This window comes from Chromobacterium sp. CCUG 76385, assembly GCF_059916625.1.
Map to the genome: position 1 here is coordinate 47,622 of NZ_JAUCGU010000006.1, position 26,084 is coordinate 73,705.

Consider the following 26,084-nt stretch of genomic DNA (forward strand, 5'->3'; position numbering starts at 1 on the left):
CCTATAACCTTATTTAGCCAGCTCCAGGCTCTTTTGCTGCAACAATTTGCGGATTTGCGGCAGCATTTGCTGCGCCGCCTTCTCGCCTTCCAGAATAGCCTGATTGCGCGCATCAAAGTCGGCGGAGCCGATGTCCAGCACATCGGGCCGAATCACCACGTCGGCCTGCTTCAGCTCCAAGGCCAGCGCCGGGCCGTTCATGATGTTCAGGCTCTGGTCCAGCATGGACAGGAAACCAACCGCCTTTCCCGGCTTGGGACGGGCGGTGATGTCCACGGCGATGACGAACTGCGCGCCCATCTCACGCGCCGCGCTGACCGGCACTGGGCTGACCAGGCCGCCGTCGACATAGCGCTTGCCGCCTATTTTCACCGGCAGGAACACATTGGGAATGCTGGCCGAGGCGCGCACCGCCTGACCGGTGTTGCCGACGCGGAACACCACCTTGCGGCCGGAGTCCAGCTCGGTCGCCACGGCGCCGAACGGCCTGGGCAGTTTTTCCAGCGGCTTGTTGCCCACCTGGGCATTGATCCAGTTCTGCAGCTTCTCGCCCTTCAGCACACCCTTGGTGGACAGCGTCCAGTCGGTCAGGTCGGCCTGGTCCAGCGCCATGGCGCGCTGCTGCAATTGCACGCCGTTGAGGCCGGACGCGTACAGGCTGCCCACCACGCTGCCGGCGCTGGTGCCGGTGATCACGTCGGGCACGATGCCCGCGCCTTCCAGCACCTTGATCACGCCGATATGGGCGAAACCCTTGGCCGCGCCGCCGCCCAAGGCCAGGCCTATCTTCACTTTCACCGGGGCAGGGGCCGGCGCTTCCGGCGCTTTGGACGTCGAACAGCCGGCCAATAGCGCGGCCAGGCCCAAAGCCAGCCAGGGACGCATTGCTTTCTTGCTTATCATGATTCCATCAGTCTTTCAGACATTGGCGGCCGGCAAGGCCGCCCCAACGGGCGCGGGATCGAGCATCACGTAATTGAGATGCCGCGCGCCCTCCAATTCGAAATGCGTTTCGCCATGCAAGGCCATGCCGACCCGGCGGTAGAAGCCGATGGCGCGCGCATTGCCGTGCCAAACGGTCAGCCACAAGCGCGGCTGGCCGGGCTGGAGGCGCGCCCATCGCCGCGCCGCGTCCAGCAAGCGCCTGCCCAGGCCCTGTCCGGTATGGCTTTCCAGCAAATAGAGCCGCTCCACCTCCACCGTCGGGAAATCGCAGCCCTGGCACGCGCTGTCCAATTTCAACAGCGCGTAGCCGAGCAGATGGCCTTCATCCTCCATCAGCAGCAGCCGGCGCGCGGGATCGGCGATCAACGCCTCGAAATGGGCCGGCGAGAATTCGGACAGCACATAATCGGCGATGCCGCGGCGGATGCCGCCGCCGATCAAATAAGTATTCAGCCACACCTGAACCGACAGGGCGGCCAGACACGCCGCATCCTCGCGACAGGCGCTGCGGATTTCCACGTCCATTGCACAGGCTCCGGTTCGCGCCGCCGATTCGCTCAATCGGCCCGCGGCGCTTTCTTGACGAATTCGATCACTTGCCGGCCGTCGTCCGTCATCTTGGCCAGCTTCTTGCCGGTGCCCTTCCAGGCATGGCCGTAGACCACCTCGTAGCTGGCAGGCAGCTTGCCGTCGCGGCGGTGGCGCTCATAGGCTTGCTCCACCTTGCGCCAGGCCTGCTTGCCCATCAGGCCGCGGCCGCGGCCGGCCGTGGCGTTGTGCGCGCCGATGGCTTTGAGGTCGCGCATCACGGCCTTGGCGTCGTCGTAAGTGAGCACGATTTTTTCCATGTCCATCACCGGCTCGGCGAAGCCGGCGCGCATCAGCGCGTCGCCGATGTCGTGCATGTCGATGAACTGGTTGACGTGGGTGGCGCCGTCGATGCCGGCGAACGCGCCGCGCAGCTCGAACAGCGTGTCCGGCCCCAGGGTGGAGAACATCAGCAGGCCATCCGGCTTCAGCACCCGGCGCAGCTCGGCGAACATCTTGTCCGGCACGTTGATCCACTGGATGGTCAGGTTGGACCAGATCATGTCCACGCTGTCGTCGGCCAGCGGCAGTTTTTCGATGTCGGCGTTGATCTGCCACGGCTGGCTGGGCTTGAACAGCTTCTTCAACAGGCCGTCGCCCTCGCGGGCGCGCTCGCGCGAGGCCAGCAGCATGGCGTGCGCCAGGTCCAGCTCGATCACCCGCGCCTGCGGATAGCGTTGGCGCAAATGCGCCGCGCCGTAGCCGGTGCCGGCGCCGGCATCCAGAATCACCGCTGGCTGGTGCCTGATGTAATCGAGCCGTTCCGCCATGCGGTCGGACACCTCGCGCTGCAGCACGGCGGCCGAATCGTAACTGGCCGCGGCCTTCTCAAACGAGGCGCGCACGCGCGCCTTGTCGGTGTAAAACGCTTCACTCATGCCTGGGTTTCCAGATGCTCGGCAAGCGCGCGCACAAAGTCCGGTTCATGGGACAGGAAAGGCGCATGCGACGCTTGCGGGAATTCATAAAGGACGGCGTCGCCAAGGGTGTCGGCCAGCCAACGGCCGGCGCCTATCGGGGTGATAGCGTCGCGCACGCCATAGAACAAGGCGGCGGGGCAGCGGATGCGCTCAGCCAGTTCGCGGGCGTCGGCTTCCAGCAACAGCTCCAGCGCCGGCAGCAGGCCCTGCGGCCGGCCGTGGGCAAACAGCTCGCCGCGCAAGGCTTTCAGCGTGTCGCGCGCCGCCGGCGCGCCCATCATCTGCAAGGCCAGGAAGCGCTCCAGCGTCTGCTCGAAGGCGCCGTCCAGGCTTTGCGCCACCGCCTCGATGGACTGGCGCGCCTGCGCGTGCGGCCAACTGTCGTCGCGGACGAAGCGCGGACTGGTGGCGATCAGCGCCAGGCTCTTGACGCGATCCGGATGGCGGGCCGCCCAGTGCTGGGCGATCAGCCCGCCGAGCGACCAGCCCACCACATGCGCCGGCAGCGGAAAATGGGCGGCCACGATGTCGGCCACCGCGTCGGCGTCGAAGCGCGCCAGCGCCGGCGAGGCGCCATGGCCGGGCAAATCCACCAGATGGACGCAGAAGCGAGCGGCCAATTGCTCGGCCACGCGGCTGAATACGCCGCCGTGCAGGCCCCAGCCATGCAGCATGACCACGTCCGGGCCCTGGCCCAGCGTTTCGACAAACAGATTCATGAACGCTCAGATGGGGGGAAAACGCTATTTTCGCAAGAGTGCGATGTGAAGGAAACCACCTAAGCCGGCGTCTTCGTCGTGAATGCGTTGCAATTTGGTAACTGAAACGATGTCGCCGAGGCGGCGGTTGATGTCGGTGGCGACCAAGCGCGCCACGAGATTGCCGGCGCGGCGCCACAGCGGGGCGCGCGAACGATCCGCCAGAAACTTGTCGAAAACCGCCACCCGGCCGCCCGGCTTCAGCACGCGCTCCACCTCGCGGATGCAGGCCTGCGGGTCCGGAATCACCGCCAACACCAGATGCAGCGCCACCGCATCGAAGCTGGCGTCGGGGAAGTCCAGCTGCTGGCCGTCCATCTCCAGCGCGCGCACGGCCATGCCCAGCCGCTCGGCGCGTTCCTTCAGCTGCTGCAGCATGGCCGGCGCGATGTCGATGGCGGTGACATGGCGGCAACGCACCAGAAAATCCAGATCTAGCCCCGTGCCGGCCCCCACCAGCAGCACCTGTTCCCCCGGTTGCGGATTGAGCAGGCCCAGCGAACGGCGGCGCTGCGCGGCAAAGCCCTGCGCCAGCTTGTCGTACCAGGGCGCGTACACATCATAGCGCCAACGGTTGAAACGGGTCGCCCATTCACGCCGCACTGCGGATTTCCTGTTCAAAACGGGCCAAGCGCTCCCAGTCCAGGCCCTGCGCCGGCGCCGGGGCGGCAAAATAGAAGCCCTGCAGCTTGCTGCACCCCATCTCCTGCAGCATCGCCAGCTGTGCGGCGGTTTCCACGCCCTCGGCCACCACGTCCAGATCCAGCGCCCGCGCCAGCGCCAGGATGGCGCGGACGATGGCCGCCGATTCCTCCTTGCGGTCCAGGTCGAACACGAAGGACTGGTCTATCTTCAGCACGTCGAAACGGTAGCGGTGCAGATAGGACAGCGCGGAATAGCCGGTGCCGAAATCATCCAGCGCCAGCTTCACGCCCAGGCCGTGCAGCGCCTGCATCACCGTCGCCGCGGTCTCCGGCTGGTCGATCAGCGCGCTCTCGGTGATTTCCAGATGCAGCATGGCCGGCGGCAGCTGGTAATGGGCGATGCGGCCGCCTATCCAGGCGACCAGGTCCGGATCATGGAAATTGGCCGACGACAGATTGATGTGCAGCGAAATGTGCTCGGCCACCCGCCCCTCGGCGCGCCAGGCCTGCAGTTGCGCGCAAGCCGCGTTGACCATGTAACGGTCCAGACGGTTGATCAGCCCGCTCTCCTCGGCCATCGGCAGGAACAGCGCCGGCGGGATCAGCCCGCGCTGCGGATGCTGCCAGCGCACCAGCGTTTCGAAGCCGGACAGCTTGCCGGTCTTGGCATCGATAAACGGCTGATAGTAGGGAATCAGCTGCTTATCCTGTTCCAGGGCGCGCCGCAACTCGGTTTCCAGCGCCAGTTGGTCGGCCTGGTCGATGCGCAACTGATGGCTGAACAAGGTATAGCCCTGGCGGCCTTGCTGTTTGGTGCAGTACATCGCATGGTCGGCGTCGCGCAACAACTCGTCGGCATTGCGGTAGTGGTCGCGGTCGGCCAGCACCACGCCGACGCTGGCGGTGGAGAAGACTTCGCGTCCGGCCAGGATCACCGGCCGCTCGAACTCTCGGACGATGCGGCGGGCGATGATCTCGCAGTCTTCCGGCCCTTCCATGCCGAACATCACCACGGCGAATTCGTCTCCGCCCAAACGCGCCAGAAAATCATAGTGGCGCAGGCAGGAACGGATGCGCGCGCCGGCCTCGAACAACAAGTGATCGCCGGCCAGGTGGCCCAGGGTATCGTTGACCAGCTTGAAGCGGTCCAGGTCGATGAACAACAGGGCGAAACGGTCGCCAGAACCGGCGACGAAGCCTTCCCAGGCCCGGTGCAGCGCCTTGGCGAAGTAGTTGCGGTTGGGCAGTTTGGTCAAGGGATCGTGCAGGCTGTCGAACTCCAGCTGGGCATTGACTGCGTCCAGCTCGCTGGTGCGCTCTCGCACCCGCTGCTCCAGCTCGGCATAGGCCTGCTGCAGGCTCTCCAGCGCGCGCACCCGCGCCAGCGCCGCGCCGATGTTGTTGGCGACGAACTCCAGCACTTCCTGATCGCGAAAATTGTAGCTGACCTCGCCGTCGTAGCTCTGCACCGCCAACACGCCCAGTAGTTCATTGTCGCAGTACAGCGGCACGCCCAACCAGCTTTGCGGCCTTGCGCCCCCTTCTTCCACCGCGGCCGGCACCTGGCTGTACGGGTCGACCAGCAGCGGCCGTCCGCTGTGCAGCACCTGTTCGATATAGCCCTGGGCCGGCTTGCGCGGGTGCAAGATCTCGACATATTCGTCGGCGCAATACGGAAACGTGATGCGGTCGCTCAGCTTGTCGTATAAGGCCACCACGCAATTGCGCGCCGACACCATTTCCGACAGCAGCCGGTGCAGGCCGCTGAGAAAAGCCTCCAGCGACAGGCTGGAGTTGGATAATTCCGCGATGCGGAACAAGGCGTTCTGGAACTTCTCCACCTGCTTGCGGCTGGCCACCTCGGCCCGCAGTCTGGCATTGGCGCCTTCCAGCTCGCAGGTGCGCAGCCAGACCTGGCGTTCCAGTTGGCTGCGGTACAGCACCCGGTCCAATGCGAAACCGACATGGCGCGCGGCGAACATGAACAGCAACTGCTCGGACGAGGTCAGCGCCGCCTGGTCTTCATAGGCATGCAGCATGACCGCGCCGATGGGATTGCCGTCGGCGTTCACCAAGGGCGCGCCCATCCAGAACGCCGGCAACACGGCCGGCTGCGCCAGCGTCTCGTCACGGCACAACTCGGCGATGCGCTCGCCGGTCAGCACCATGGGCTTGCCGCCGCGCAGCAGCCAGCCCGCCAATGCGGCATGCCCGTCGTCCAGCGGCAGCATCGCTTGCGGCGAGGGCGGCGCCGGATCGCGCCTGTCTGCGTAGAACGGGAAATGAAGGCTGGCGCCGTCGTCGCCATACAGCGCGATGGCGAAATTGCTGGCATCCATCAGCCGCTGCATCAGCTTGTGCAAGCGCGGCAGGAGCCGATCCAGGCTGGCGCACTCGCCGGCCAAGAGGCTGATTTCCAGCATGGTCTCATTGGCCAGCCGGGCCGCCGATTGCTCGCCGCGCAGCGCGGCGCAATACAAGTGGCCGCCCAAGAGCGCGGCGATGTCGGCTACCTCCGCCGGCGCCTGTCCGCGCCACACCAGCCAGCCCACCGTGTTATCCGCCATCCGCAACGCCAGCGCGCCGCCATCCGGTCCCGGCAGGCGGCCGCCGGCCAAAGCCTCGGCGCTTGGCAAACCGTCGGCCGCCCCCAAGCTGGCCAGGCGCTGCCAAGTCACGCCGGACAGCCCCCATACCGCCGCGGCGGACAAGCCGCCGCCTCGCCCCAACAGCGCCAAGGCGCGCTCGGCGGCTTGCGCCGGACTTTCCAAATATTCAGCCGTGCTCATCATGTCATTATCGTAGTACGAGTTAGCCGGAAAATCCGCATGCCACGCCCGGGCCGCTTCCCCACGGCCGCGCCTGCTGGCGGACATGCAAAAGCCCGGAGCATGAGCTCCGGGCCGATGGATTCGCTGCCGCAGCGCACACGCGCTGCCGGTATTCAATCCTGCGCTTGCAACAGCAGATCGAGCAGCGCGTCCAGCTGTGCTGGCTCATGCTGCGCCGACAAGGAAATCCGCAAGCGCGCGCTGTTTTCCGGCACAGTGGGCGGACGGATGGCGGGCACCCAGAAGCCTTGCTGTTTCAAGCGCTCAGCCTGCCTTATGGCATGAGCATCTTCGCCCATGATAATGGCTTGGATCGGTGTGCGGGAAGCCCTGCCGGCAAAATGCGTGCCGGCCAGCCGTTCGCGGCAGCGCGCCGCCAGTTGCCGCAGCCGTTCGCGGCGGTCGTCGCCCTCGGCAATCAGCCGCAGGCTGGTTTCCACCGCGGCGGCCAGCGCCGGCGGCTGCGCGGTGCTGAAGATATAGGTGCGCCCGCGATTGACCAGCCATTCCACCAACAGCCGGCTGCCGGCGACGAAGGCGCCGGCGAGACCGGCCGCCTTGCCCAGCGTGGCCATGTAGATCAGCCGTTCCGAGGCCAGCCCATGCTCCGCCGCCGAGCCGCGGCCACCGCCCAGCACGCCGAAACCGTGCGCGTCATCGACATACAACCAGGCGTCGTAGCGTTCGGCCAGCGCCAGCAAGGCCGGCAGCGGAGCCTCGTCGCCATCCATGCTGTACACCGCGTCCACCGCGATCAGCTTGGTACAGGCACGGCTCGCCGCCAGCAGCTGTTCCAGATGCTCCAGATCATTGTGGCGGAAACGCTGGAAGTCGGCGCGCGACAGCAGACAGCCATCGTTCAGCGAGGCATGGTTCAGCTTGTCGGCGAACACCGCGTCGTCGCGGCCGACCAGGCTGGTGATCACCGCCAGGTTGGCGGCATAGCCGGAGCCGAACAACAGCGCCGCCTCGCGGCCGACGAAGCGCGCCAGCGCCTCTTCCGCCTGCTGGTGGGCCTGGCTGTGGCCGGTCAGCAGATGCGACGCCCCGCTGCCGGCGCCCCAGCGCTCGACGCCCTGCTGCAGCGCGCGCACCAGGGCCGGATGATCGGCCAGCCCCAGGTAATCATTGCTGGCAAACGATAGGTAGGATTGACCTTCAATGACGATATCAACGCCCTGCGGCGACTCCAGGGTGGCGCGTCGGCGCAGGCGGTGATTCGCATCCAGTTCATTCAGGGCGGCGGACAAGTCTTGCAGGCGCATGATGGTTGCACTCTTTTGCGTGGGTTGACCAAACCGCGGCGGCGAACCACCTCGGTACGACACACTATATATAGGTTCGCATTTAAGCAGACAGCGCAGAATTGCTAAAGAATATTACAGGGCCCGCAAGTCCAGTTTGGCCATCAGTGTCTGGTCGGCCAGTACATCGGGGTTGCCCGTGGTCAACAGCTTATCGCCATAGAATATCGAGTTGGCGCCGGCCAGGAAACACAAGGCCTGGGTCGCCTCGTCCATCTCGCGCCGGCCGGCGGACAAGCGGACATAGCTCTTGGGCATGGCGATGCGCGCCGCGGCGATGGTGCGCACAAACTCGGTCCAGTCCAGCCGGCTGGCGTCCGCCAGCGGCGTACCCACCACCTGCACCAGATTATTCACCGGCACCGACTCCGGCTGCGGATCCAGATTGGCCAACTGGGCGATCAAGCCCGCGCGGTCGCGCCGGGTTTCATTCATGCCGACGATGCCGCCGCAGCATACCGACAAGCCGGCCTTGCGCACTTTGCCCAGCGTCTCCAGCCTGTCCTCATACTCTCGAGTATGGATGATATCTGCATATTTGTCAGGCGCGGTGTCCAGATTGTGGTTGTAGTAATCCAGGCCCGCGTCCTTCAGCCGCTCAGCCTGGCCGTCGCGCAACAGGCCGAAGGTGGCGCATGTCTCCAGCCCCAGCGCCTTCACCTCGCGCACCATGTCCAAAGTCTTGGCCAAGTCGGCATCCTTCGGTCCGCGCCAGGCCGCGCCCATGCAAAAACGGCCAGCGCCGTTGGCCTTGGCCTGCCGCGCTGCCGCCACCACCTCGTCTACCGTCATCATCGGCTGATCGGCTACCGGCGTGTCATGGTGCAGCGACTGCGGACAATAGCCGCAATCCTCCGGACAGCCGCCGGTTTTGATCGACACCAGCGTCGACAGCTGGATTTTGGTCGGATCGAAAAACTGCCGATGGATCTCTGCCGCGCGGAACACCAGCTCCATGAAGGGCAGACCGAGCAGGGCCTCCACCTCGTCCACGCTCCAGTTGGCTTGTTCCGGGTGCGGCGCCGCCGGGCGCTTGAACTCCATCGGTACAGTATGCATCGTACGCTCCATTCATCTAATGTCATTACAGGGGGACGCATTGCCCATCCCGCCAACAGGGCGGGCGGCAAAATCTTGGAGGGCCAGGCCCGATGCTGTCAAACTTAATTACATCGATAATTGACAACTGCTCACCAATTAAGCAGAACTGCCTGCTTTGCGGACAATACGGCACCCGCCGCGGCCTATGCCCGCCTTGTCGCGACATGCTGCCCACCCTGCCCGCTGAACAGTGTCCGCGTTGCGCCGAACCGACGCTTGGCGGCATGCTGTGCGCCCACTGCCAACGCCGCCCGCCGCACTTCGACGCGCTACACGTTCCTTATCTTTTTGACTACCCCCTGAGCGGGCTGATTCATGCCTTCAAGTATGGCAAACGGCTGCCTTTGGCGGGAGTTTTGGGCGGCCTGCTGAGCGATTTCGCGCGGGGCCTCGGCCATGAATACGACCTTGTCATTCCGGTTCCATTGGCAAATGAACGACTTGCGAAAAGGGGCTTCAATCAGAGCGGCGAGCTTGCCAAAGCGTTCGCTGGTACAATAAACACCCGTTTTTCGGATAATCTGTGTTGGCGAAAATACAACACAGCGTCGCAGGCCTCGCTCGGCCGCGCCGAAAGACTCAGAAACGTGCGCCATGCGTTCGGCGTAAAACGCCGCTGCGACGGGCTTTCCATCGCCATCATCGACGACGTCGCCACCAGCGGCGCCACCCTCTCCTCCCTGGCTCGAGAGCTCAAAAAACAGGGTGCGAAACGGGTCGACGGATGGGCGCTGGCCCGGGCGTTTTCCCCAAAAACTTGACCAAGATTTTGATTCCTTGGAACAATCCAGCCTGCCAACGATGTTCACTGTTGTTCTATTTCAGCCGGAAATTCCGCCCAACACGGGCAATGTGATCCGTTTATGTGCCAACACCGGCTGTGAACTGCATCTGGTCAAACCGATGGGCTTCCCGCTTGAGGATGCCAAGTTGCGGCGAGCGGGACTCGACTATCACGAGTATGCCCGCGTCGTGGTCCACGAAGACTGGTCTGCTTGTCTGCAGGCCCTTCAGGGACGGCGGATTTTCGCCGCGACGACGAAAGGCGCCACGCGCCATGACCGGATTTCCTACCAACCCGGGGACGTTTTTCTGTTCGGTCCCGAATCCCGCGGCTTGCCGCAAGAGGTGCTGGCTGCCCTGCCGGCGCAACAAAGGATTCGTTTGCCGATGCGTCCCGAGTCGAGAAGCCTCAACCTCTCCAACGCCGTCGCTGTGACGGTGTATGAGGCTTGGTGCCAGATCGACTTCGCAGGGGGGGCATAGCAGTTCGCAAGGTTGGCCCAACAGCATAGGGAGGTTTATGCAACCTGTACTCCGATGGCTGTGGCTTGTATTTGTCAGTCTCGTGCTTGTGGCCTGTTCCACCGTGAAGACGGCCAGTGCCACAAACCAGTCGGCTACGCCGACAAACAAGAAGACCGTCGCCAAGAACGGGGCTTATTTCCAGAACGACGGTCCGGCCGATCATATCCCGGTCAACCTGAATCTGGTGCCCGACGCCGTGCCGCAGGAAGAGCCGCTGATCAAGTCGGCCAACCTACCGTACTCGGCGCTGGGGATGAGCTTCCGTCCTGACGTGCGCGAAAAGCCTTACCACGCCACAGGCCGTGCCTCTTGGTACGGCAAACAGTTCCACGGTCGCAAGACGACCTCGGGCGAACGCTATGACATGTTCGCCATGACCGCAGCGCACCCGACGCTGCCGATCCCGAGCTATGCCCGGGTGACCAACCTGACCAACGGCAAGTCCGTGGTGGTCCGCATCAATGATCGCGGCCCGTTCCACAAGAGCCGTTTGATGGACCTGTCGTTTGCAGCCGCCTACAAGCTTGGCTTCGTCAAGCAAGGCAGCGCCAAGATCGCGGTGGACCGCGTCTGGCCGGCCGCCGACGATACTTATGTCGCTTCGGCGCAACCGGTGACCGAACCGGTCCGCGAACTGAAGGCAGGCGACAATCCGAAATATCTGCAGCTGGGTTCATTTACCAAGCTGGCCAACGCGGAAGCGCTGCTGCAGAAGATGCTGGACCAGCTGGATGACAAATATGACTCCAAGCTCGGCATCGTCAACCAGGAAGGCCTCTACAAGGTGCGCCTGGGCCCGTTCCCCTCGGACGAGGCCGTACGCACCGTAGCGGAGAATCTTCACGTCGAAACCGTGATCTCCAGCTTGTAAGGCTGACTGCTGAATCGTATGGCACAGGGCGAAAGGCGAAGGATGCATCCTTCGCCTTTTTTCATGCCCGCCGCCCAAGAAAAAACCCCGGCCTTTCGGACCGGGGCAATGCCTAAATATCAACGATTCAGGCCCCGCTCAGGGAGCCAAGCGGGAGGTGTGAACACCTTATGCTTAGGTGGCGGGCCGCGATCAAAGTTCCTGCGGCGGCTCGTCCACCGGCGGCAACGCGTCGAACCAGCCCTTCACGACCTGCTCCACCTCGTCTACGCCGGCCTTCTTCAGGCTGGAGAACATCTGCACGCTGACGGCCGGGTAATCGGCGAGTTCGCGCTTCACCAGCGCCAGCACCTTGGCCTGCTCCTGGCGCGACAGCTTGTCGGCCTTGGACAGCAGGATATGCACCGGACGGCCGGTTTCGCGGAAAAAATCCAACATTCTGCGATCGAGCTCCTTAAGCGGGTGGCGAGCGTCCATAATCAACAGGAGGCCGATCAGGCTCTGCCGCGTCTGCAGGTAGCGACCCAGCAGTTCCACCCAGTGCGCGCGCACCGCCTCCGGCACCTCGGCGTAGCCGTAGCCTGGCAGGTCCACCAGGAAGCACTCCTCGCCCAGCTCGAAGAAGTTGATGTGCTGGGTCCGGCCCGGCGTCTTGGACACGTAGGCCAGACGCGTGCGGTTGGCCAGCGTGTTGATCGCGCTGGACTTGCCGGCGTTGGAGCGTCCCACGAAAGCGACCTCGGCGCGGGTGGCCGGCAGATCCTTCATGTGGTTGACGGTGGTATAAAATCTGGCGTTCTGAAAAATCGACATGGTAGTAAGGTTGAAATCAGTTGGTATAGAATAACAGGTTTGGAATTGCTACTTTTACAGATATTTTAGGGCTCACCCCTAAAGGAGCGACCATGAAACGAATTATGCTGTTGGCGATGGCAACCTTTTCCCTGGCCGGCTCAGCGCTGGCGGCCGCTCCGGGCCCGCAGGGCGACCCGGCGAAAGGCAAGCAGATCGTCGATACCGTCTGCGCGGCCTGCCACGGAGTGGACGGCAACAGCGCCGCGGCGGCCAACCCCTCGCTGGCAGGACAGAGTTCCCAATATCTGTATAACCAGTTAAAAGCATTCAAGAGCGGCCAGCGCAAGAATCCGACCATGCTCGGCATGGCGTCCACCCTGTCCGACGACGATATGCGCAACGTCTCGGCCTACTTCAGCGAACAGAAGCCCAAGGAGCGCGAGGCCGCCGACAAGGCGCGGATGCCGCTGGGCGCCAAGATTTACCGCGTCGGCAACGCCACCACCCATGTGCCGGCCTGTATGGCTTGCCACGGTCCGGCCGGCAAGGGTCTGCCCGACGAGTTCCCGCGCCTGGGCAGCCAGCATGCCGCGTATGTCGCCAAGCAACTGGCCGACTTCAAGGCCGGCGCCGATCGCAAGAATCCCATTATGTACGACATCGCCAGCCGCATGACGGACGAGGAGATGAAGGCCGTCGCCGAATACATCTCCGGCCTGCGCTGAGCGCCATGCCCGCCCGGCACGCCTCCGCCAAGCGCGCGCAGCCGCAACTTTGCCGACCCGGCTCGTTCAAAAGGGAAGCCCCAGGCGGGCTTCCCTTTTTGTGTTCCCGACCATGAATAAAAATCAACGCCGCCATTCCACCGTCCACGCGCTGTATGAGCTGCTCAGTTCGATGCGTTTCGCCATCGGCCTCTTGACCATCCTGGCCATCGCCTCCGTCATCGGCACCGTGCTGAAACAGAACGAACCGTATCCGAACTACGCCTTCGAGTTCGGCCAGTTCTGGTTCCAGGCCTTCGAACGGCTGGGCTTGTTCGATGTCTACCATTCCGGCTGGTTCCTGACCATCCTGGCCTTCCTGGTGCTGTCCACCACGCTGTGCGTGCTGCGCAACGGCCCCGGCTTCATCCGCCAGATGCGGTCTTACCGCGAGAAGGCCAGCGATGGCTCGCTGGCCGCCATGCCGCATAGCGTGGCCTTCACCGCGGAGCGGCCCGATCCGGCCGCGCTGTACGGCTATCTGCAGGGACAGGGCTTTCGCTGGCGGGAGACCGAGCGCGGCAGCGGCGTGCGGCTGATCGCGGCTAAGAAGGGCGCGGCCGGCAAACTCGGTTATTTCTTCGCCCACATCGCCTTGATCGTCATCTGCGTCGGCGGGCTGATAGACGGCAACCTGCCGCTGAAACTGGCGGAAATGGCTGGCCGCATCGTGCCGGAAACCCGCGATATCCCGCAAAGCCAGATTCCCGCCGCCAGCCGGCTGAGCACCGCCAACCTGTCGTTCCGCGGCAACGTCAACATCGCCGAGGGCAAGAGCGCGGACGTCACCTTCCTGAACTCCGGCAACGGCTATCTGGTGCAGGAGCTGCCCTTCATCGTCTCGCTGAAGAAATTCCATGTCGATTACTACAGCAACGGCATGCCCAAGCTGTTCGCCAGCGACATCGTGGTGACCGACAAGGCCACCGGCAAGCGCACCGAGGCGACGGTCAAAGTCAACCATCCGCTGATCGTGGACGGCGTGGCGATTTACCAATCCAGCTTCGGCGACGGCGGCTCACCGCTGCGCTTCCATGCCTGGAACCTGGCCGCGCCGCAGGCGGCGCCGGTGCCGCTCGCGGGGGTGTCGATGAGCAGCCAGCCGCTGCGCGCCAACGGCAAGGACTACACACTGGAGTTCGGCGAGCTACGCGTATTCAATATCGAAAACATCGGCAAGCCGGACGCGGCCGACCCCACGCTGCGGCAACGCATGCAAGACGCGCGCGAAGTGAAGCACGAAAAGTCGCTGAAAAACTTCGGTCCCTCCGTCAGCTTCAAGCTGCGCGACGCCCAAGGCCAGGCGGTGGAGTACCTGCATTACATGGCGCCGATCGAACAGGACGGCGCGCCCTATCTGATGGCCGGCATGCGGCGCACCCCGGCGGAGCCGTTCCAGTACCTGCGCCTGCCGCTGGACGACGATATGAAGCTGGACCGCTTCATGCGCCTGTACGCCGCGCTGCGCGATCCGGCGCTGTACGACGAAGCGGCGGCCCGCGCCACCCGCAAGGCCCAACAGGGCGGCGTGATCGACGCCAAGCTGGCCCGCCAGTTCGGCGACAGCGTCAAGGGCGTGCTGCAACGCTTTGCCGACAACGGCTTCGCCGGACTGGAGAAATTCCTGGACGAACGGGTGCCGGCCGACAAGCGCCAGGCGGTGGCGCAAACCTATATCAAGATCCTGCAAGGCGCGGTGATCGACGTGATGGCGGTGGCCGATGAGAAAGCCGGCGCCAAGCCGCTGACCGCCGACACCGCCCACTACCGCTTCCTGCTGGACGGCCTGGTGGCCGCCAGCGGCCTGCATGACTACGGCGCGCCGGTCTTCCTGCAACTGGACGGTTTCGACCAGGTGCAGTCGTCCGGCCTGCAGCTGACCCGTTCGCCGGGCAAGATCCTGGTGTACTTGGGATCAGTCCTGCTTGTGCTCGGCATCGTGCTAATGTTCTATGTGCGGGAACTGAGACTGTGGATACGCCTGGATGGCCGCCATCTGCGGGTGGCCATGACGTCGAATCGACACAATCGCGATCTGGATACCGACTTTCAGCGTCACGTCGACGCCATCCAACACCTGACAAGGGGAGCCTGATGGAGCTTGTCAATTCCGCTTACGCCCGCGTGCCGCTATGGCGGCGGCTGAACTTGTGGGACTGGGCCTATGCGCTGCTGATCGTAGCGGCCGCCGGCTATGCCTTCAAGCTGTACCACCTCGATATGGACGGGTACGAGCAGGCCATCCTGGCCGGTTCGGCGCTGGGCCTGATCGCGCTGGGCTGGTTCTGGAAGGCCTGGCGCTGGTATTTCCCGCTGGCCGGCGCCTTGGCGCTGGCCGCCATCCCGCTGTACCAGCATGATCTGGCGCGCGGCCAGCAGGCGTTCTGGCTCAAATACGCGCTGTCCAGCCAATCCGCCATCATGTGGATGTGCACGCTGTTCTTCCTCGCCACCGGCGTCTACTGGGTGGCGCTGCTGCGCCGTTCGGACTCGCTGGCGCGCATGGGCGGCGGGCTGACCTGGTCCGCCGCGGTGATGGGACTGGCCGGCCTGTTCGTGCGCTGGTATGAAAGCTATTTGATCGCGCCGGACGTCGGCCACATCCCGGTGTCCAATCTGTACGAAGTCTTCGTGCTGTTCACCCTGATCACCGCGCTGATGTACCTGTACTACGAGGCCAAGTTCGCCGCGCGCCAGGCCGGCGCGCTGGTGCTGCTGGTCATCAGCGCCGCGGTCATCTTCATCCTGTGGTACACCTTCGACCGCAAGGCGCATGAGATCCAGCCGCTGATCCCGGCGCTGCAATCGTGGTGGATGAAGATACACGTGCCGGCCAACTTCGTCGGCTACGGCGCCTTCTCGCTGGCGGCCATGCTGGGCGTCGGCGAGCTGATGGCGCAGAAGGGCTGGCTGAAAGACCGCCTGCCCAGCGCCGAGGTGCTGGACGAAATGATGTACAAGGCCATCTCGGTGGGCTTCCTGTTCTTCACCATCGCCACCATCCTGGGCGCGATGTGGGCGGCGGACGCTTGGGGCGGCTACTGGAGCTGGGACCCGAAGGAAACCTGGGCGCTGATCGTCTGGCTGAACTACGCCGCCTGGCTGCACATCCGCTTGGTCAAGGGCTGGCGCGGCGCGCCATTGGCCTGGTGGGCGGTGATCGGCCTGGCCGTCACCTCCTTCGCCTTCCTCGGCGTCAATATGTTCCTGTCCGGCCTGCACTCCTACGGCGGCTTGTAATCCTTCCCGGTTATCATGCACGCCCCGCCGCAAACGGGGCGTTTTGCATTTCTCCGGCCCGGAACGATGGCATTTGGTATCCTTGTAACGCTTTTATCGATTTTTTATCCCTTTAAGGAACGTTCTACACCATCATGGACTTATCGTGGCTGTCCGACCCCGCCGCCTGGCTGGGCCTCTTGACGCTGATCATCCTCGAGATCGTACTCGGCATCGACAACCTGATTTTCGTGGCCATCCTGGCCGAGAAACTGCCGCCGGAACAACGCGACCGCGCCCGCATCACCGGCTTGTCCCTGGCGCTGATCATGCGGCTGGTCCTCCTGGCCAGCATCTCCTGGCTGGTGACCCTGACCACGCCGCTGTTCTCGGTCTGGGGCCAATCGTTCGCCGGCCGCGACCTGATCATGCTGGGCGGCGGCGCCTTCCTGCTGTTCAAGGCCACCACCGAGCTGCATGAGCGGCTGGAAGGCGTGGAACACGCCAAGGGCGCCACGCAACGCGCCTATGCCGCCTTCGGCACCGTGGTGGCGCAAATCCTGGTGCTGGACGCCGTGTTCTCCATCGACTCCGTCATCACCGCCATCGGCATGTCCGAACATCTGCCGGTGATGATGCTGGCCGTCATCGTGGCGATGATCCTGATGATCGCCGCCAGCAAGCCCTTGACCGCCTTCGTCAACGCCCACCCCACCGTGGTGATGCTGTGCCTGGGCTTCCTGCTGATGATAGGCTTCAGCCTGATCGCGGAAGGCTTCGGCTTCCACATTCCCAAGGGCTATCTGTACGCGGCCATCGGCTTCTCGGTGCTGATCGAGGCCTTCAACCAGGTGTCGCAGGCCAACCGCATCCGCTACCTGAACCGCACGCAAAGCTTCCGCGAACGCACCGCCGATGCCGTGCTGAGCCTGATGGGGAGTCGCCTGTCCGACGGCGCGGCGCCCGAGGCCAAGCCGGAAACCGGCCCGCAGCCGGTGGAAGACACCGCCTTCGGCCACAACGAGCGCGCGATGATACACAGCGTGCTGACCCTGGCCGAGCGGCCGATCCGCGTCATCGCCACCCCGCGCGCCGACATCCACCGCCTGGACCTGAGCCAGCCGGAAGCGGCCCTGCGCAAAGCCTTGCGCGACAGCCCGCACTCCCGCATGGTGGTGATCCGCGACGGCAGCATAGACGAGCCGCTGGGCATCGTGGCCCGCAAGGACTTGCTGGCGCAGTTGCTGGATGGCCGCCCGCTGGACATCGACGCCGCGTTGCGCCAGCCGCTGGTGCTGCCGGAGACCGTCACCGTGCTGAAGGCGCTGGAGAGCTTCCGCCAGCACGCCGCCGACATGGCTTTCGTCGTCGACGAATTCGGCAGCCTGGAGGGCATCGTCACCCAGAAAGACCTGATGGAAGCCATCGCCGGCGAATTCCCGGAAGAGCACGAGCGCCATGAATTGCCGGCCATCGTCGCCCATCCGGACGGCAGCTACAACGTGGAAGGCAGCCTGGAGCTGGTGACGCTGGAACAGTACCTGACGCTGGGCGATTTCGAGGATGAAGACTTCCACACCGTGGCCGGTTTGCTGATGGACTGCCTGGAACGCATCCCGCGCGAGGGCGATGAAGTCGTCGTCGGCGACTGGAAGCTGCGCGTCACCGCGCAGAAGGGCAACCGCACCGAGCGGGTGCTGATCAGCCCGCTGGCCAACCATGGCGACAACGAGCAGTAAGCTCACAAACCAGGGCCCGCAGCGGCCCTGGTTCCTCTATGTGCTGCGCTGCGAGAGCGGCGCCCTGTACACCGGCGTCAGCACCGACGTGGCGCGCCGCTACGCGCAACACGCCGCCGGCAAGGGCGCGCGCTACACCCGCCTCAATCCGCCGGTCGCCATCGAAATGGTGGTGGAGTACCCGGACCGTTCGGCCGCCCTGCAGGCCGAACATGCCTTCAAGTGCCTCTCCAGCGCTGCCAAACGGGATTTTCTGGCCCGGCATGGCCATGTCAAACACGCAAGCTGATTCTGCCCGCGCAGCAATGATGAACAGTCGTAAAACAGCGGCCGTTTACATATATGTACATATGTCTTGACCCAGCCCGACTCCCTGCCTTGGCGTAGGCTGAGTTCAGGTAATCCTTACCTGAACCCATTCGGGAGAACATCATGAAAAAGCTCGCTCGCCACATCCTGTCCGCCACCCTGCTCTGCGGCCTCGCCTTCGCCGGCGCGGCCCAAGCCAACGAAACCCAATGGCAGAAGCACCACCCCCGCCGCGAGGAGGTGAACAAGCGGCTGGCCAACCAGAACAAGCGCATCAACCGGGAAGAGAAAAACGGCCAGATCAGCCAGGCCGAAGCGCGCAAGCTGCACCGGGAAGACCAGAACATCCGCCAGCAGGAGCGCGACATGGCCAAGCTCGACCACGGCCACATCACCAAGCCGGAACAAAAAGTGCTGAATCAGGAAGAAAACCAGGTCAGCCAGCAGATCAAGAACGGCTACTAATGGTCTGAACGCCTTGCGCCGCCGGCAAAACGGCTTTGCCGGCGCGCGCCTGGCCGCCGCTCCAGGGGCTGTTGACGTTGGCTGATCCAGAGCGCATGGCCGGGCGGGCGCGCAGCGGCCTACCTGTCTGTGGATAAAAAACAAATTCCGGCGGGCCTGTGCATAAGTCATCCGCAAGCTGCGCGCTCAAGGCCTCTCAAACAGCGCCTCCGCCTCGGCAAAGCCGTAATGGTGTTCCGCCATAGCCGTCCAGATACCCGCTCTCGCCTCTTCCGCCATGCGCCGCGCCAAACCCATCACCGCCAGCATGGGACCCACGCCCAAGTTGACCCGGGCGACGCCGGCATCGAACCAGTCAGACGCGCCGACCACGCCAGGCAAGGCCATCAGATTCAGCGGGCCGTTCAAACTGGCGGCCAGGCGCCTGGCCTCGCCGGGGTCGGCCAGGCCCGGCACGAATACCATGTCCGCCCCGGCCGCCAGATAAGCGTTGCCGCGCGCCAGCGTTTCGGCGAAGCGCCGCTCGGCGCTCAGGCCCAAGTCCAACAAATAGGTATCGACGCGGGCATTGATCCATAGCGGCGCGTTCAACGCGTCGGCCATCTGTCTGACGGCGGCCAGCCGCGCGCATTGCGACTCGATAGAGAACAAGGGCTGCGTCAAAGCGCCATGGCCGTTGTCCTCCAGATTGACGCCAACCGCGCCGGCCTCCATCGCCCCCCGCGCGGTCACGGCGACATCCTGCGGCGACAAGCCATAGCCGGCCTCGATGTCGGCGCTGACCGGCGCGTCCACGCTGCGGACGATGGCGGCGATCTCGCTTAGCATCGCCTCGCGTCCCATGTGCTGAGCATCGCGCCAACCTCGGGCATAGGCGATGCCGCCGCTGGTGGTAGCAAGAACGGGATGGCCGGCGGCTTCGAACAACCGGGCGCTGGCGGCATCCCAGGCATTGGGCAGCAACAGCTTGCCTTGAATGTTGAGTTGGCGGAAATGCTGGAACTTGGTCAGCGGCGCCATCATGACGACTCCTGTTGTGGGAACGGGAAGAATCCTATGTCCGCGCCATCGCCCAGGATGGCGAATGCGGCGTGCTGACGGTCAGCCACGAGCCGCGCAAGCACGCCCTGCGTGTCGGACTGCATCTTCCCTGTCTGCGCGCCTTGCCGCAGCTGCTGGCGCGCGTCAGGGCCATGTTCGACCTTGCGGCGGATATGGAAGCGATAGAACGTCAACTTGCGCGAGACCCCTTGCTGGCGCAGCTGGTCCCGCGGCAAGCCGGCTTGCGGCTGCCCGGCGTCTGGGATGGCGAGGAGATCCGCTTCCGCCAGCTTTCGATCCCGGGCAGGCTGGCGTGGCTGGAAACGCGCGGCCAGCCGCTGTCCCATCCCGCCTTTCCCGCCTTGCGCTTCGCGCTGCCGGAATCGGCCGAGCCGCCGCCGCTCGACGGGCCAGATCGGTTGCCGCCCGAGCCGGACTGGCAAGCCGCCCTGCTCGCGCGGGAAGGCAAAGCCGCGGATTTGTCGCCCGCCAGAATGGAAAACTGGCGGCCATGGCGCGCCTATGCCGCGCACCACTTGCTTATGGCTAGCAACAGGGAGACCGCCCCCGCTCACGCGCCCCTGCAATACGCCTTGCGCGGGCTTTCTTGACCCGAGCGCAACACCAGCGCGGCGCCGGCCAGCCATAGACTGAATCCAGCTGCGGCCAGACTACCCTTGCGCGCAGAATGGCTGGCTTGCTGGAACAGGCAGAAGGAAACAAGGGGGAGGCGAAGCGGCGCGCTCCCGCGCGGCGGCGGGGACGCGCGGAGACATTACATTCTGGCCAGCGCTTGCTTGGCCTTCAGCGCGGCGTCGCTCTTCGGATACAGCTTGATCAGGCGGCGATAGGTGTTCTTGGCCTGATCCACCTGGCCCAAATCGCGTTGGCAGTTGCCGATATTGCGCAGCGCGTCCGGCGCGAAATGGTTGTTGGGATATTGCTCGACGAAGCGGCGGTGGATGTCGATGGCGGCGTCGTACTGGCGCAAGGCGGTATGGGCGACGCCCAGCCAGTATGCGGCCTCGGCCGCTTGCGGCGCTTGCGGGTTCTGCTGGATGAACAGCGACAGCGCGTTGACGGCATTGGGAAAGTCGCGCGCGCGCAGCAGATTCAGCGCCTTGTCGTAGTCCGGCGAGGCCTGGCTGTCGCCGGCGGCCTGCTGCTGCGCGGCTGCGGCCGGTTGCGAGGCGTCGTGCTTGCCGGTGCCTTCCAGGCGGCCCAGGCGGCCGTCCAGATCGTTGTACAGGTCGTTCTGGCGCTTCTGCGTGGTTTGCAGATTGTAGTTCAGCACTTCGATGTCGCCGCGCAGCTTGGCGACTTCGGCCTTCAGGTTGTCCACCTGGCTGACCATTTCCAGCAGCTTTTCATTGGACAGCTTGCTCTCCACCGCGGCGATGCGCGTCGTCGCCTGCTGGTTCACTTGGTCCAGTTGGCGGCGGGTGGCTTCCAGGTCGCTGGTGCTGGCGCAGCCAGCCAGCGTCAACAGCAGGGCGCTACTGATGGCGATGCGATTCATGGGCTTTCCGATGGATGAAGACTGCCGGATATCATAGCGGTTTGGCCGCCGCTTGGCAGCGGCCACTTAGATATAGATATCCGGCAGGAGTGACAACGGCGGGCGGCCGATGCGGCCCCCGCGGCAGGCGCTTAATGGCCCTGATAAACGATGTCGGCGCGACGGTTCTCGGCGTAATCGGCTTCGGTGTGGCCGGTAGCCTTAGGCTTTTCCTTGCCGAAGCTGACTGCTTCCAGCTGCTGCTCCTTCACGCCCAGCACTTCCATCGCGTGCTTCACGCTCTCGGCGCGGCGCTGGCCCAGAGCCAGGTTGTATTCGCGGCTGCCGCGGGCGTCGGTATTGCCCTGGATGATCACTTTCTTGTCCGCCTGGCCCTTCAGGTACTCAGCGTGGTTGGCCACGGTGGTCTTGCCTTCGCCGTCAACGGCGGAGGAATCGAAGGCGAAGTAGACGCTGCGCTTGGCCAGCGGGCTGTTCGGGTCGTTCAGCGGGTCCATCGCCGCATTGCTCTGGGTGGCCGGAGCCGTTACCGGAGCCTGGGTCTGCGGGGCTTGGGTAACCGGAGCGGCCGGGGCCTCGGCCGGTTTGGTGCTGGCGCAAGCGGCCAGCAGGGTAGCGACTGCAGAAGCAAGGGCGAGTTGTTTCAGATTCATCATTTGGCTCCCGATCAAGGATTGTTGAATGGACCCCATGCCGGGTCCTGTACATCACCGTTAAGCACTGCCAGTTTCACCTTGCTGCTGCCGTCGGCGGTGGCCGCGTACAGCACGCTTTGTCCGCCGACGTCGCTGGAGTACAGCACCATGCGGCCATTCGGCGCGAAGCTGGGGCGCTCACTGTAACTTCCATCTGACAATAGACGCGTGTCATTAGTTGCCAAATCCTGCGACATCACACGGAAATTGCCGGCGGCGCGACGAATATAGACCAACGTCTTGCCATCGGGCGACAATTTGGGCGAAACATTGTAATTCCCTTCCCAAGTGACGCGCTGGGCGTCGCCGCCGTTCACCGGCACGCGATAGATCTGCGGATTGCCGCTGCGGTCGGACACGAAATACACCATGGAGCCATCCGGACTGAAGGCCGGCTCGGTGTCGATGCCGCCGTTGTACATCAGCCGCCGCGCCGCGCCGCCGTCTGCGCTGATAATGTAGATTTGCGAATTGCCGCTGGTGGTCAGCACCACGGCCAGCTTGCTGCCGTCCGGGCTCCAGGCCGGCGCGGAATTGCTGCCCTTGAAGTTGGCCACGGCGCGGCGCTGGCCGGTGGCCAGATCCTGCACCCACACCACCGGTTTCTGGCTGGCGAACGACACATAAGCGATATAGCGGCCGTTCGGACTCCAGCTAGGCGAAATGATCGGCTCGGTCGAGCGCAAGATCGTCTGACTGCGCTGGCCGTCCACGTCGGAAATCTGCAGCGCGTAGCTGCGGCCGCTCTTCAGCACATAGGCGAGTCGCGTGTTGAAGAAGCCCTTCTGCCCGGTAATGGCCTCGTAGATCAGGTCGGCGATGGCGTGCGCCACTTGGCGGCTGCGGTCCGGCGTCACCGTGAACTCGCCGCCGGTCAGCTGCTTCTGCTGCGACACGTCCATCAGCCGGAAGCTGATCTTGATCTGGCCCCCAGCCGCGTTTTCCACCTTGCCGATGGCGATGGACTGGGCGCCGGCCGCCTGCCACAGCGGATAGCGCACGTCCGCCGGGGCGAACGGCACATTGGCGACGGCGGATGGGTCCACCAGGCGGAATGCGCCGGACAAGGCCAGGTCATTGCGGATCACCGGCGTCAAGTTGCCCTGGGTCGGCCCCTCGTCCTTGAACGGCACCACGGCAATGGCGTGGCGGCTGGCGCCGCCGCCGACGATCTCGATGTTCAGTTCGGCGCGCGCGCTGCCGGCGACCAGCATCGCCGCCACCAGCACGCCCCGCAACAGGGCTTTCAAACTGGGCATGTTTTCCTCAAGTCTTCGCTTTGTCCGTTCAACGCGGACGGAATTTCAGGACAAATGTCCGGTAACCATCATTGAAATTGGCGCCGGCCGGCAGTTTCGGGAAAGTCTTGGCTTCCCACACCGCTCTTTGCACGGCATCGTCGTAAGCCGGCACGCCGCTGCTCCTCACCAGCTGCACCGACTTCACTTCCAGCGTGGGCAGCAGCGTCACCCGCAATTGCGCTTCCGGATTGCCGCTCATGGCCGGCGGAATCTGCACCAGCGGCGTCACCTTGGCCTTGACCATGTCGATCCAGCCGGCGTTGACGCCGGAGCCGTTGACCGCGCCGCCGGCCACGCCGTTCTTGCTGCCGGCCTGGTCGCTGCGCGCGTTAGGCTTGCCGCTGACGCGCGCGCTGTCCAGGCTGGACAATAAATCATCCGCTTCGCTGTTATAGGCTTTGGCCGTCCGGTGTCCAGGTTTCGCCGCCGGCGGCGTCTGCGCGACCTTCGGCTCTTTCTTCTCAGGCGCCTTCTGCGCCGGCTTGGCCTTGTCGTGCGGTTTCGGTTCCGGCTCGACGGGCTTGGGCTCCGGCTTAGGCTTTTTCGGTTCCGGCTTGGGTTCGGCCGGCGGCTTGGGTTCCGGCTTGACCACTTCGGGCTTGGGCGGCGTTTTCTTGCCCAGATTCACCTCGGCCGGCGGCGTCGCCGCCACGGGTTGCGGCTCGGGCGCCGGTTGCGGCGCGGGTGGCGGCGTCACCGGCGCGGTAATCGTCGCCGGCGGCGGCGGCGCGGTCGTCCACAGCTCTAAGGCCAGCGGCGCGGGATTCTGCGGCTGCGAGGACCGAAAGCCGCCCCACAGCAGCAGGCCGATCACCACGGCGTGAAACAGCGCCGAGGCGATCAGGGTCCAGGGGCGCAGCGAGGAAGACGATTGCGAACTCATTGCTTCGGCGTTTGTTTGACGGTCAGCGCCACGCGCTTGATGCCAGCCTGGTGCAAGCGATCGGCGATCTTCACCACTTCGGCGTATTTGAGGTTCGCATCGGCGGAGATCGCCACCGGACGCTGTTCGTTGCCGACCAACGCCTGCAACTGGCTGGCCAGATCGTCCAGCGAGTCGACGCGGCTTTTCTGCTCGCCGTCTATCAGCTCGATCTTGCCGGTGGCGTCCACGGTGACTTCCAGCGGCCGCACATCGATGGACGCGGCCTGGGACACGCTGGGCACATCGATCACGCCGGGAGTGAACATCGGGGCGGTGACCATGAAAATCACCAGCAGCACCAGCATCACGTCGATATAGGGCACGACGTTCATCTGGTTCATCTGGCGGCGGGGACGGCGATTCAGCATGACGGATTCAGATTCGGCTCGGTCAAATGGCCATCATAGCATCGGCAACGGTGTCGATGCTGCGGCCAAAACGGTTCAGACTGCGTGGATTCATCGAAAGTTCATGCCACGCGTTTAACGCCGCGTGCACAGCGTCAAGCCATCGCCTATCGGCAGCACGCACATATTGATGCGCGGATCGGCCTTCAGGCTGGCATTGAAGGCGTGCACCAGATGCACGCCTGGCGGGTCCTCCGGTTTCGGCGCCACCACGCGGCCGGACAGGAAGATATTGTCGATGGCGATGACGCCGCCCGGCCGCACCAGTTCCAGGCAGGCTTCGTAGTAATCGCGGTAGCTTGGCTTGTCGGCGTCGATGAAGGCCAAATCGAAACTGCCGGCGCGGCCGGCGTCCAATAGTTCACGCAGCGTGGCGAGCGCCGGTTGCAGCCGCAAGTCGATGCGCGCCGCCACTCCGGCTTTTTGCCAATATTCGCGGGCGATGCTGGTGAAGGCTTCGCTGACGTCGCAAGCCACCACCGCGCCGTCCTCCGGCATCGCCAGCGCCACGGTCAGCGCGCTGTAGCCGGTGAACACGCCGATCTCCAGATAGCGGCGCGCGCCGATCAGCCGCGCCAGCCAACCCATGAACTGGCCTTGGTCCGGCGAGATCTGCATCTTGGCCAGGCGGTGGCCGGCGGTGAATTCGCGCAACTCGCGCTGCACCGGGTGCTCGGTGACGGCGATGTCGAACAGATAATCGGAGAGGGCGCTATCCAGCGCCACGGTGCGGCGGGTCATGATGGGCTTTCCAGAAATGACAAAACGCCCGCATGGGGCGTCGATCGGGTCCGGCCGGCGCTTATTCCGGCTGGTAGACGTAAGGCTTCTGCGGCACGCGCGACTCCTTCCAGCGACGCTGGTCGTCCAGGTCGACCTGGCGGTCCCACAGCGTCAGGCGCAGCTCGCGGCGCTCGCTGTCCACTTCCGGGTTCTTTTCCAGGAAGCCATTGATGAACTTGGTGAAATCGGACTGGTACATGGTACCTACCCCCTGATGGATGGATAGCGACATTTTAAACGAATACGGCTGCCGCCGCCACGCGCTTCAGCCTCCGCCCTCCTCGTACAGCATGCACTCGATGCGCCTGTCCGGCACCAGCCACATCAAGGCCACCGCCAGGTACAGCGCGCCGGCCAGCCAGGGCACCAGGCCGAGGCGATGGCCAGCAGATAGCACACGGGCGAGAGCTTGCCCTTGATGTCGCCGCCCAGCGCCTCCGACAGCCGCGTGCGGTTGCCGGGCAGGCACAACAGCGCCTGCTGCATGATCCACCAGGCGATGGAGCACATCAGCAGCACCGCGCCGTACAGCGCCACCGGCAGCGGCTCGTAGTGGTTCTGCCCCATCCAGCCGGTGACGAAGGGAATCAGCGACAGCCAGAACAGCAAGTGCAGATTGGCCCACAGCACGCGGCCGTCGATGCGGCGGGTGGCGTGGTAGAAATGATGGTGGTTGTTCCAATAAATGCCGACATAGACGAAGCTGAGCAGATAGCTCAGAAACACCGGCAGCAACGGCGCCAGCGCCTGCCAGTCGGTGCCGTGCGGCACTTTCAGCTCCAGCACCATGATGGTGATGATGATGGCGATCACGCCGTCGCTGAACGCTTCCAAACGGTTCTTTTCCATGCG

28 protein-coding genes are annotated in these 26,084 nt (G+C 64.4%); 10 read left to right on the forward strand and 18 right to left on the reverse strand.

Translation table 11 applies throughout. From position 1 onward, the window contains the following. Window positions 1-9 precede the first annotated feature (9 nt). The 8 genes from QUG01_RS06315 to bioB all read right to left on the reverse strand — a co-directional run bounded on the left by QUG01_RS06315 (window position 10) and on the right by bioB (window position 9,049). Complete coding sequence (locus QUG01_RS06315; RefSeq protein ID WP_500829384.1) at window positions 10-903, reverse strand: patatin-like phospholipase family protein; 894 nt, start codon at window positions 901-903, stop codon at window positions 10-12. Window positions 904-918: 15 nt separating this feature from the next. After that, a complete protein-coding gene (locus tag QUG01_RS06320; protein WP_500829385.1) occupies window positions 919-1,470 on the reverse strand; it encodes a GNAT family N-acetyltransferase in 552 nt (183 codons plus the stop codon). Window positions 1,471-1,502: 32 nt separating this feature from the next. After that, a complete protein-coding gene (gene bioC / locus QUG01_RS06325; RefSeq protein ID WP_500829386.1) occupies window positions 1,503-2,411 on the reverse strand; it encodes a malonyl-ACP O-methyltransferase BioC in 909 nt (302 codons plus the stop codon). Next, the gene (gene bioH / locus QUG01_RS06330; protein WP_261174734.1) at window positions 2,408-3,172 is read right to left on the reverse strand and encodes a pimeloyl-ACP methyl ester esterase BioH; all 765 of its coding nucleotides are present in this window, start codon (window positions 3,170-3,172) and stop codon (window positions 2,408-2,410) included. Before bioH ends, bioC begins: the two co-directional genes overlap by 4 nt. A 24-nt stretch (window positions 3,173-3,196) precedes the next feature. Continuing rightward, complete coding sequence (locus tag QUG01_RS06335; protein WP_500829387.1) at window positions 3,197-3,814, reverse strand: class I SAM-dependent methyltransferase; 618 nt, start codon at window positions 3,812-3,814, stop codon at window positions 3,197-3,199. Further along, a complete protein-coding gene (locus tag QUG01_RS06340) occupies window positions 3,804-6,647 on the reverse strand; it encodes a bifunctional diguanylate cyclase/phosphodiesterase (RefSeq protein ID WP_500829388.1) in 2,844 nt (947 codons plus the stop codon). The genes QUG01_RS06335 and QUG01_RS06340 overlap by 11 nt, the downstream gene beginning before the upstream one ends. A gap of 152 nt (window positions 6,648-6,799) precedes the next feature. Further along, a complete protein-coding gene (gene bioF / locus QUG01_RS06345) occupies window positions 6,800-7,951 on the reverse strand; it encodes an 8-amino-7-oxononanoate synthase (protein WP_500829389.1) in 1,152 nt (383 codons plus the stop codon). 114 nt (window positions 7,952-8,065) lie between these two features. Further along, window positions 8,066-9,049, reverse strand: a complete 984-nt coding sequence (gene bioB, locus QUG01_RS06350; RefSeq protein ID WP_500829390.1) for a biotin synthase BioB — start codon at window positions 9,047-9,049, stop codon at window positions 8,066-8,068. Between the two features lie 92 nt (window positions 9,050-9,141). Here bioB and QUG01_RS06355 point away from each other — a divergent pair, with 92 nt between their 5' ends. The 3 genes from QUG01_RS06355 (at window position 9,142) to QUG01_RS06365 (ending at window position 11,270) form a co-directional block, all read left to right on the forward strand. Then, window positions 9,142-9,852, forward strand: coding sequence for a ComFC family protein (locus QUG01_RS06355; RefSeq protein ID WP_500829391.1), 711 nt, complete (start codon window positions 9,142-9,144; stop codon window positions 9,850-9,852). 40 nt (window positions 9,853-9,892) lie between these two features. Beyond that, on the forward strand, window positions 9,893-10,357 hold the full coding sequence (gene trmL, locus QUG01_RS06360) for a tRNA (uridine(34)/cytosine(34)/5-carboxymethylaminomethyluridine(34)-2'-O)-methyltransferase TrmL (RefSeq protein WP_500829459.1): 465 nt from the start codon (window positions 9,893-9,895) through the stop codon (window positions 10,355-10,357). A gap of 103 nt (window positions 10,358-10,460) precedes the next feature. Beyond that, complete coding sequence (locus tag QUG01_RS06365) at window positions 10,461-11,270, forward strand: septal ring lytic transglycosylase RlpA family protein (protein WP_223253587.1); 810 nt, start codon at window positions 10,461-10,463, stop codon at window positions 11,268-11,270. Between the two features lie 192 nt (window positions 11,271-11,462). Here QUG01_RS06365 and yihA read toward each other — a convergent pair whose 3' ends face one another. Next, complete coding sequence (yihA, locus tag QUG01_RS06370) at window positions 11,463-12,083, reverse strand: ribosome biogenesis GTP-binding protein YihA/YsxC (RefSeq protein ID WP_500829392.1); 621 nt, start codon at window positions 12,081-12,083, stop codon at window positions 11,463-11,465. A gap of 92 nt (window positions 12,084-12,175) precedes the next feature. Between yihA and QUG01_RS06375 the strand changes: the two genes are divergently transcribed. The 6 genes from QUG01_RS06375 to QUG01_RS06400 all read left to right on the forward strand — a co-directional run bounded on the left by QUG01_RS06375 (window position 12,176) and on the right by QUG01_RS06400 (window position 18,561). Then, window positions 12,176-12,790, forward strand: coding sequence for a c-type cytochrome (locus QUG01_RS06375; RefSeq protein WP_500829393.1), 615 nt, complete (start codon window positions 12,176-12,178; stop codon window positions 12,788-12,790). A 112-nt stretch (window positions 12,791-12,902) separates the two neighbouring features. Further along, window positions 12,903-14,924 carry a cytochrome c biogenesis protein ResB gene (locus tag QUG01_RS06380; RefSeq protein ID WP_500829394.1) on the forward strand — a complete coding sequence of 674 codons (2,022 nt, stop codon included), beginning with the start codon at window positions 12,903-12,905 and terminating at the stop codon, window positions 14,922-14,924. Then, window positions 14,924-16,069: a c-type cytochrome biogenesis protein CcsB gene (gene ccsB / locus QUG01_RS06385; RefSeq protein WP_261174728.1), complete on the forward strand. Its 1,146-nt coding sequence runs from the start codon at window positions 14,924-14,926 to the stop codon at window positions 16,067-16,069. The genes QUG01_RS06380 and ccsB overlap by 1 nt, the downstream gene beginning before the upstream one ends. 134 nt (window positions 16,070-16,203) lie before the next feature. After that, a complete protein-coding gene (locus tag QUG01_RS06390) occupies window positions 16,204-17,787 on the forward strand; it encodes a TerC family protein (RefSeq protein ID WP_500829395.1) in 1,584 nt (527 codons plus the stop codon). Between the two features lie 40 nt (window positions 17,788-17,827). Next, entirely contained in the window at window positions 17,828-18,076 is a 249-nt protein-coding gene (locus QUG01_RS06395) for a GIY-YIG nuclease family protein (protein WP_500829396.1), read from the forward strand. Between the two features lie 143 nt (window positions 18,077-18,219). After that, complete coding sequence (locus QUG01_RS06400; RefSeq protein ID WP_500829397.1) at window positions 18,220-18,561, forward strand: hypothetical protein; 342 nt, start codon at window positions 18,220-18,222, stop codon at window positions 18,559-18,561. Window positions 18,562-18,747: 186 nt separating this feature from the next. On the opposite strand, the gene QUG01_RS06405 is transcribed toward QUG01_RS06400, so the two are convergent. Then, entirely contained in the window at window positions 18,748-19,584 is an 837-nt protein-coding gene (locus QUG01_RS06405) for an isocitrate lyase/PEP mutase family protein (RefSeq protein WP_500829398.1), read from the reverse strand. A gap of 11 nt (window positions 19,585-19,595) precedes the next feature. Between QUG01_RS06405 and QUG01_RS06410 the strand changes: the two genes are divergently transcribed. Then, window positions 19,596-20,213, forward strand: a complete 618-nt coding sequence (locus QUG01_RS06410) for an AlkA N-terminal domain-containing protein (RefSeq protein WP_500829399.1) — start codon at window positions 19,596-19,598, stop codon at window positions 20,211-20,213. A 164-nt stretch (window positions 20,214-20,377) separates the two neighbouring features. On the opposite strand, the gene ybgF is transcribed toward QUG01_RS06410, so the two are convergent. From ybgF to QUG01_RS06450, 8 genes are all read right to left on the reverse strand, one after another. Further along, window positions 20,378-21,121, reverse strand: a complete 744-nt coding sequence (gene ybgF, locus QUG01_RS06415) for a tol-pal system protein YbgF (protein ID WP_500829400.1) — start codon at window positions 21,119-21,121, stop codon at window positions 20,378-20,380. Between the two features lie 131 nt (window positions 21,122-21,252). Continuing rightward, window positions 21,253-21,774: a peptidoglycan-associated lipoprotein Pal gene (gene pal, locus QUG01_RS06420; RefSeq protein WP_500829401.1), complete on the reverse strand. Its 522-nt coding sequence runs from the start codon at window positions 21,772-21,774 to the stop codon at window positions 21,253-21,255. A gap of 14 nt (window positions 21,775-21,788) precedes the next feature. Next, complete coding sequence (gene tolB, locus QUG01_RS06425; RefSeq protein ID WP_500829402.1) at window positions 21,789-23,075, reverse strand: Tol-Pal system beta propeller repeat protein TolB; 1,287 nt, start codon at window positions 23,073-23,075, stop codon at window positions 21,789-21,791. Between the two features lie 28 nt (window positions 23,076-23,103). Then, complete coding sequence (locus QUG01_RS06430; RefSeq protein WP_500829403.1) at window positions 23,104-24,000, reverse strand: energy transducer TonB; 897 nt, start codon at window positions 23,998-24,000, stop codon at window positions 23,104-23,106. Next, window positions 23,997-24,410 carry an ExbD/TolR family protein gene (locus QUG01_RS06435; protein WP_345909298.1) on the reverse strand — a complete coding sequence of 138 codons (414 nt, stop codon included), beginning with the start codon at window positions 24,408-24,410 and terminating at the stop codon, window positions 23,997-23,999. Before QUG01_RS06435 ends, QUG01_RS06430 begins: the two co-directional genes overlap by 4 nt. 114 nt (window positions 24,411-24,524) lie before the next feature. Beyond that, on the reverse strand, window positions 24,525-25,190 hold the full coding sequence (locus QUG01_RS06440; protein WP_345909297.1) for a class I SAM-dependent methyltransferase: 666 nt from the start codon (window positions 25,188-25,190) through the stop codon (window positions 24,525-24,527). 61 nt (window positions 25,191-25,251) lie between these two features. After that, the gene (locus tag QUG01_RS06445; RefSeq protein ID WP_345909296.1) at window positions 25,252-25,431 is read right to left on the reverse strand and encodes a DUF3460 family protein; all 180 of its coding nucleotides are present in this window, start codon (window positions 25,429-25,431) and stop codon (window positions 25,252-25,254) included. 125 nt (window positions 25,432-25,556) lie between these two features. Beyond that, window positions 25,557-26,081, reverse strand: coding sequence for a TMEM175 family protein (locus QUG01_RS06450; RefSeq protein ID WP_500829404.1), 525 nt, complete (start codon window positions 26,079-26,081; stop codon window positions 25,557-25,559). Window positions 26,082-26,084: the final 3 nt, after the last annotated feature.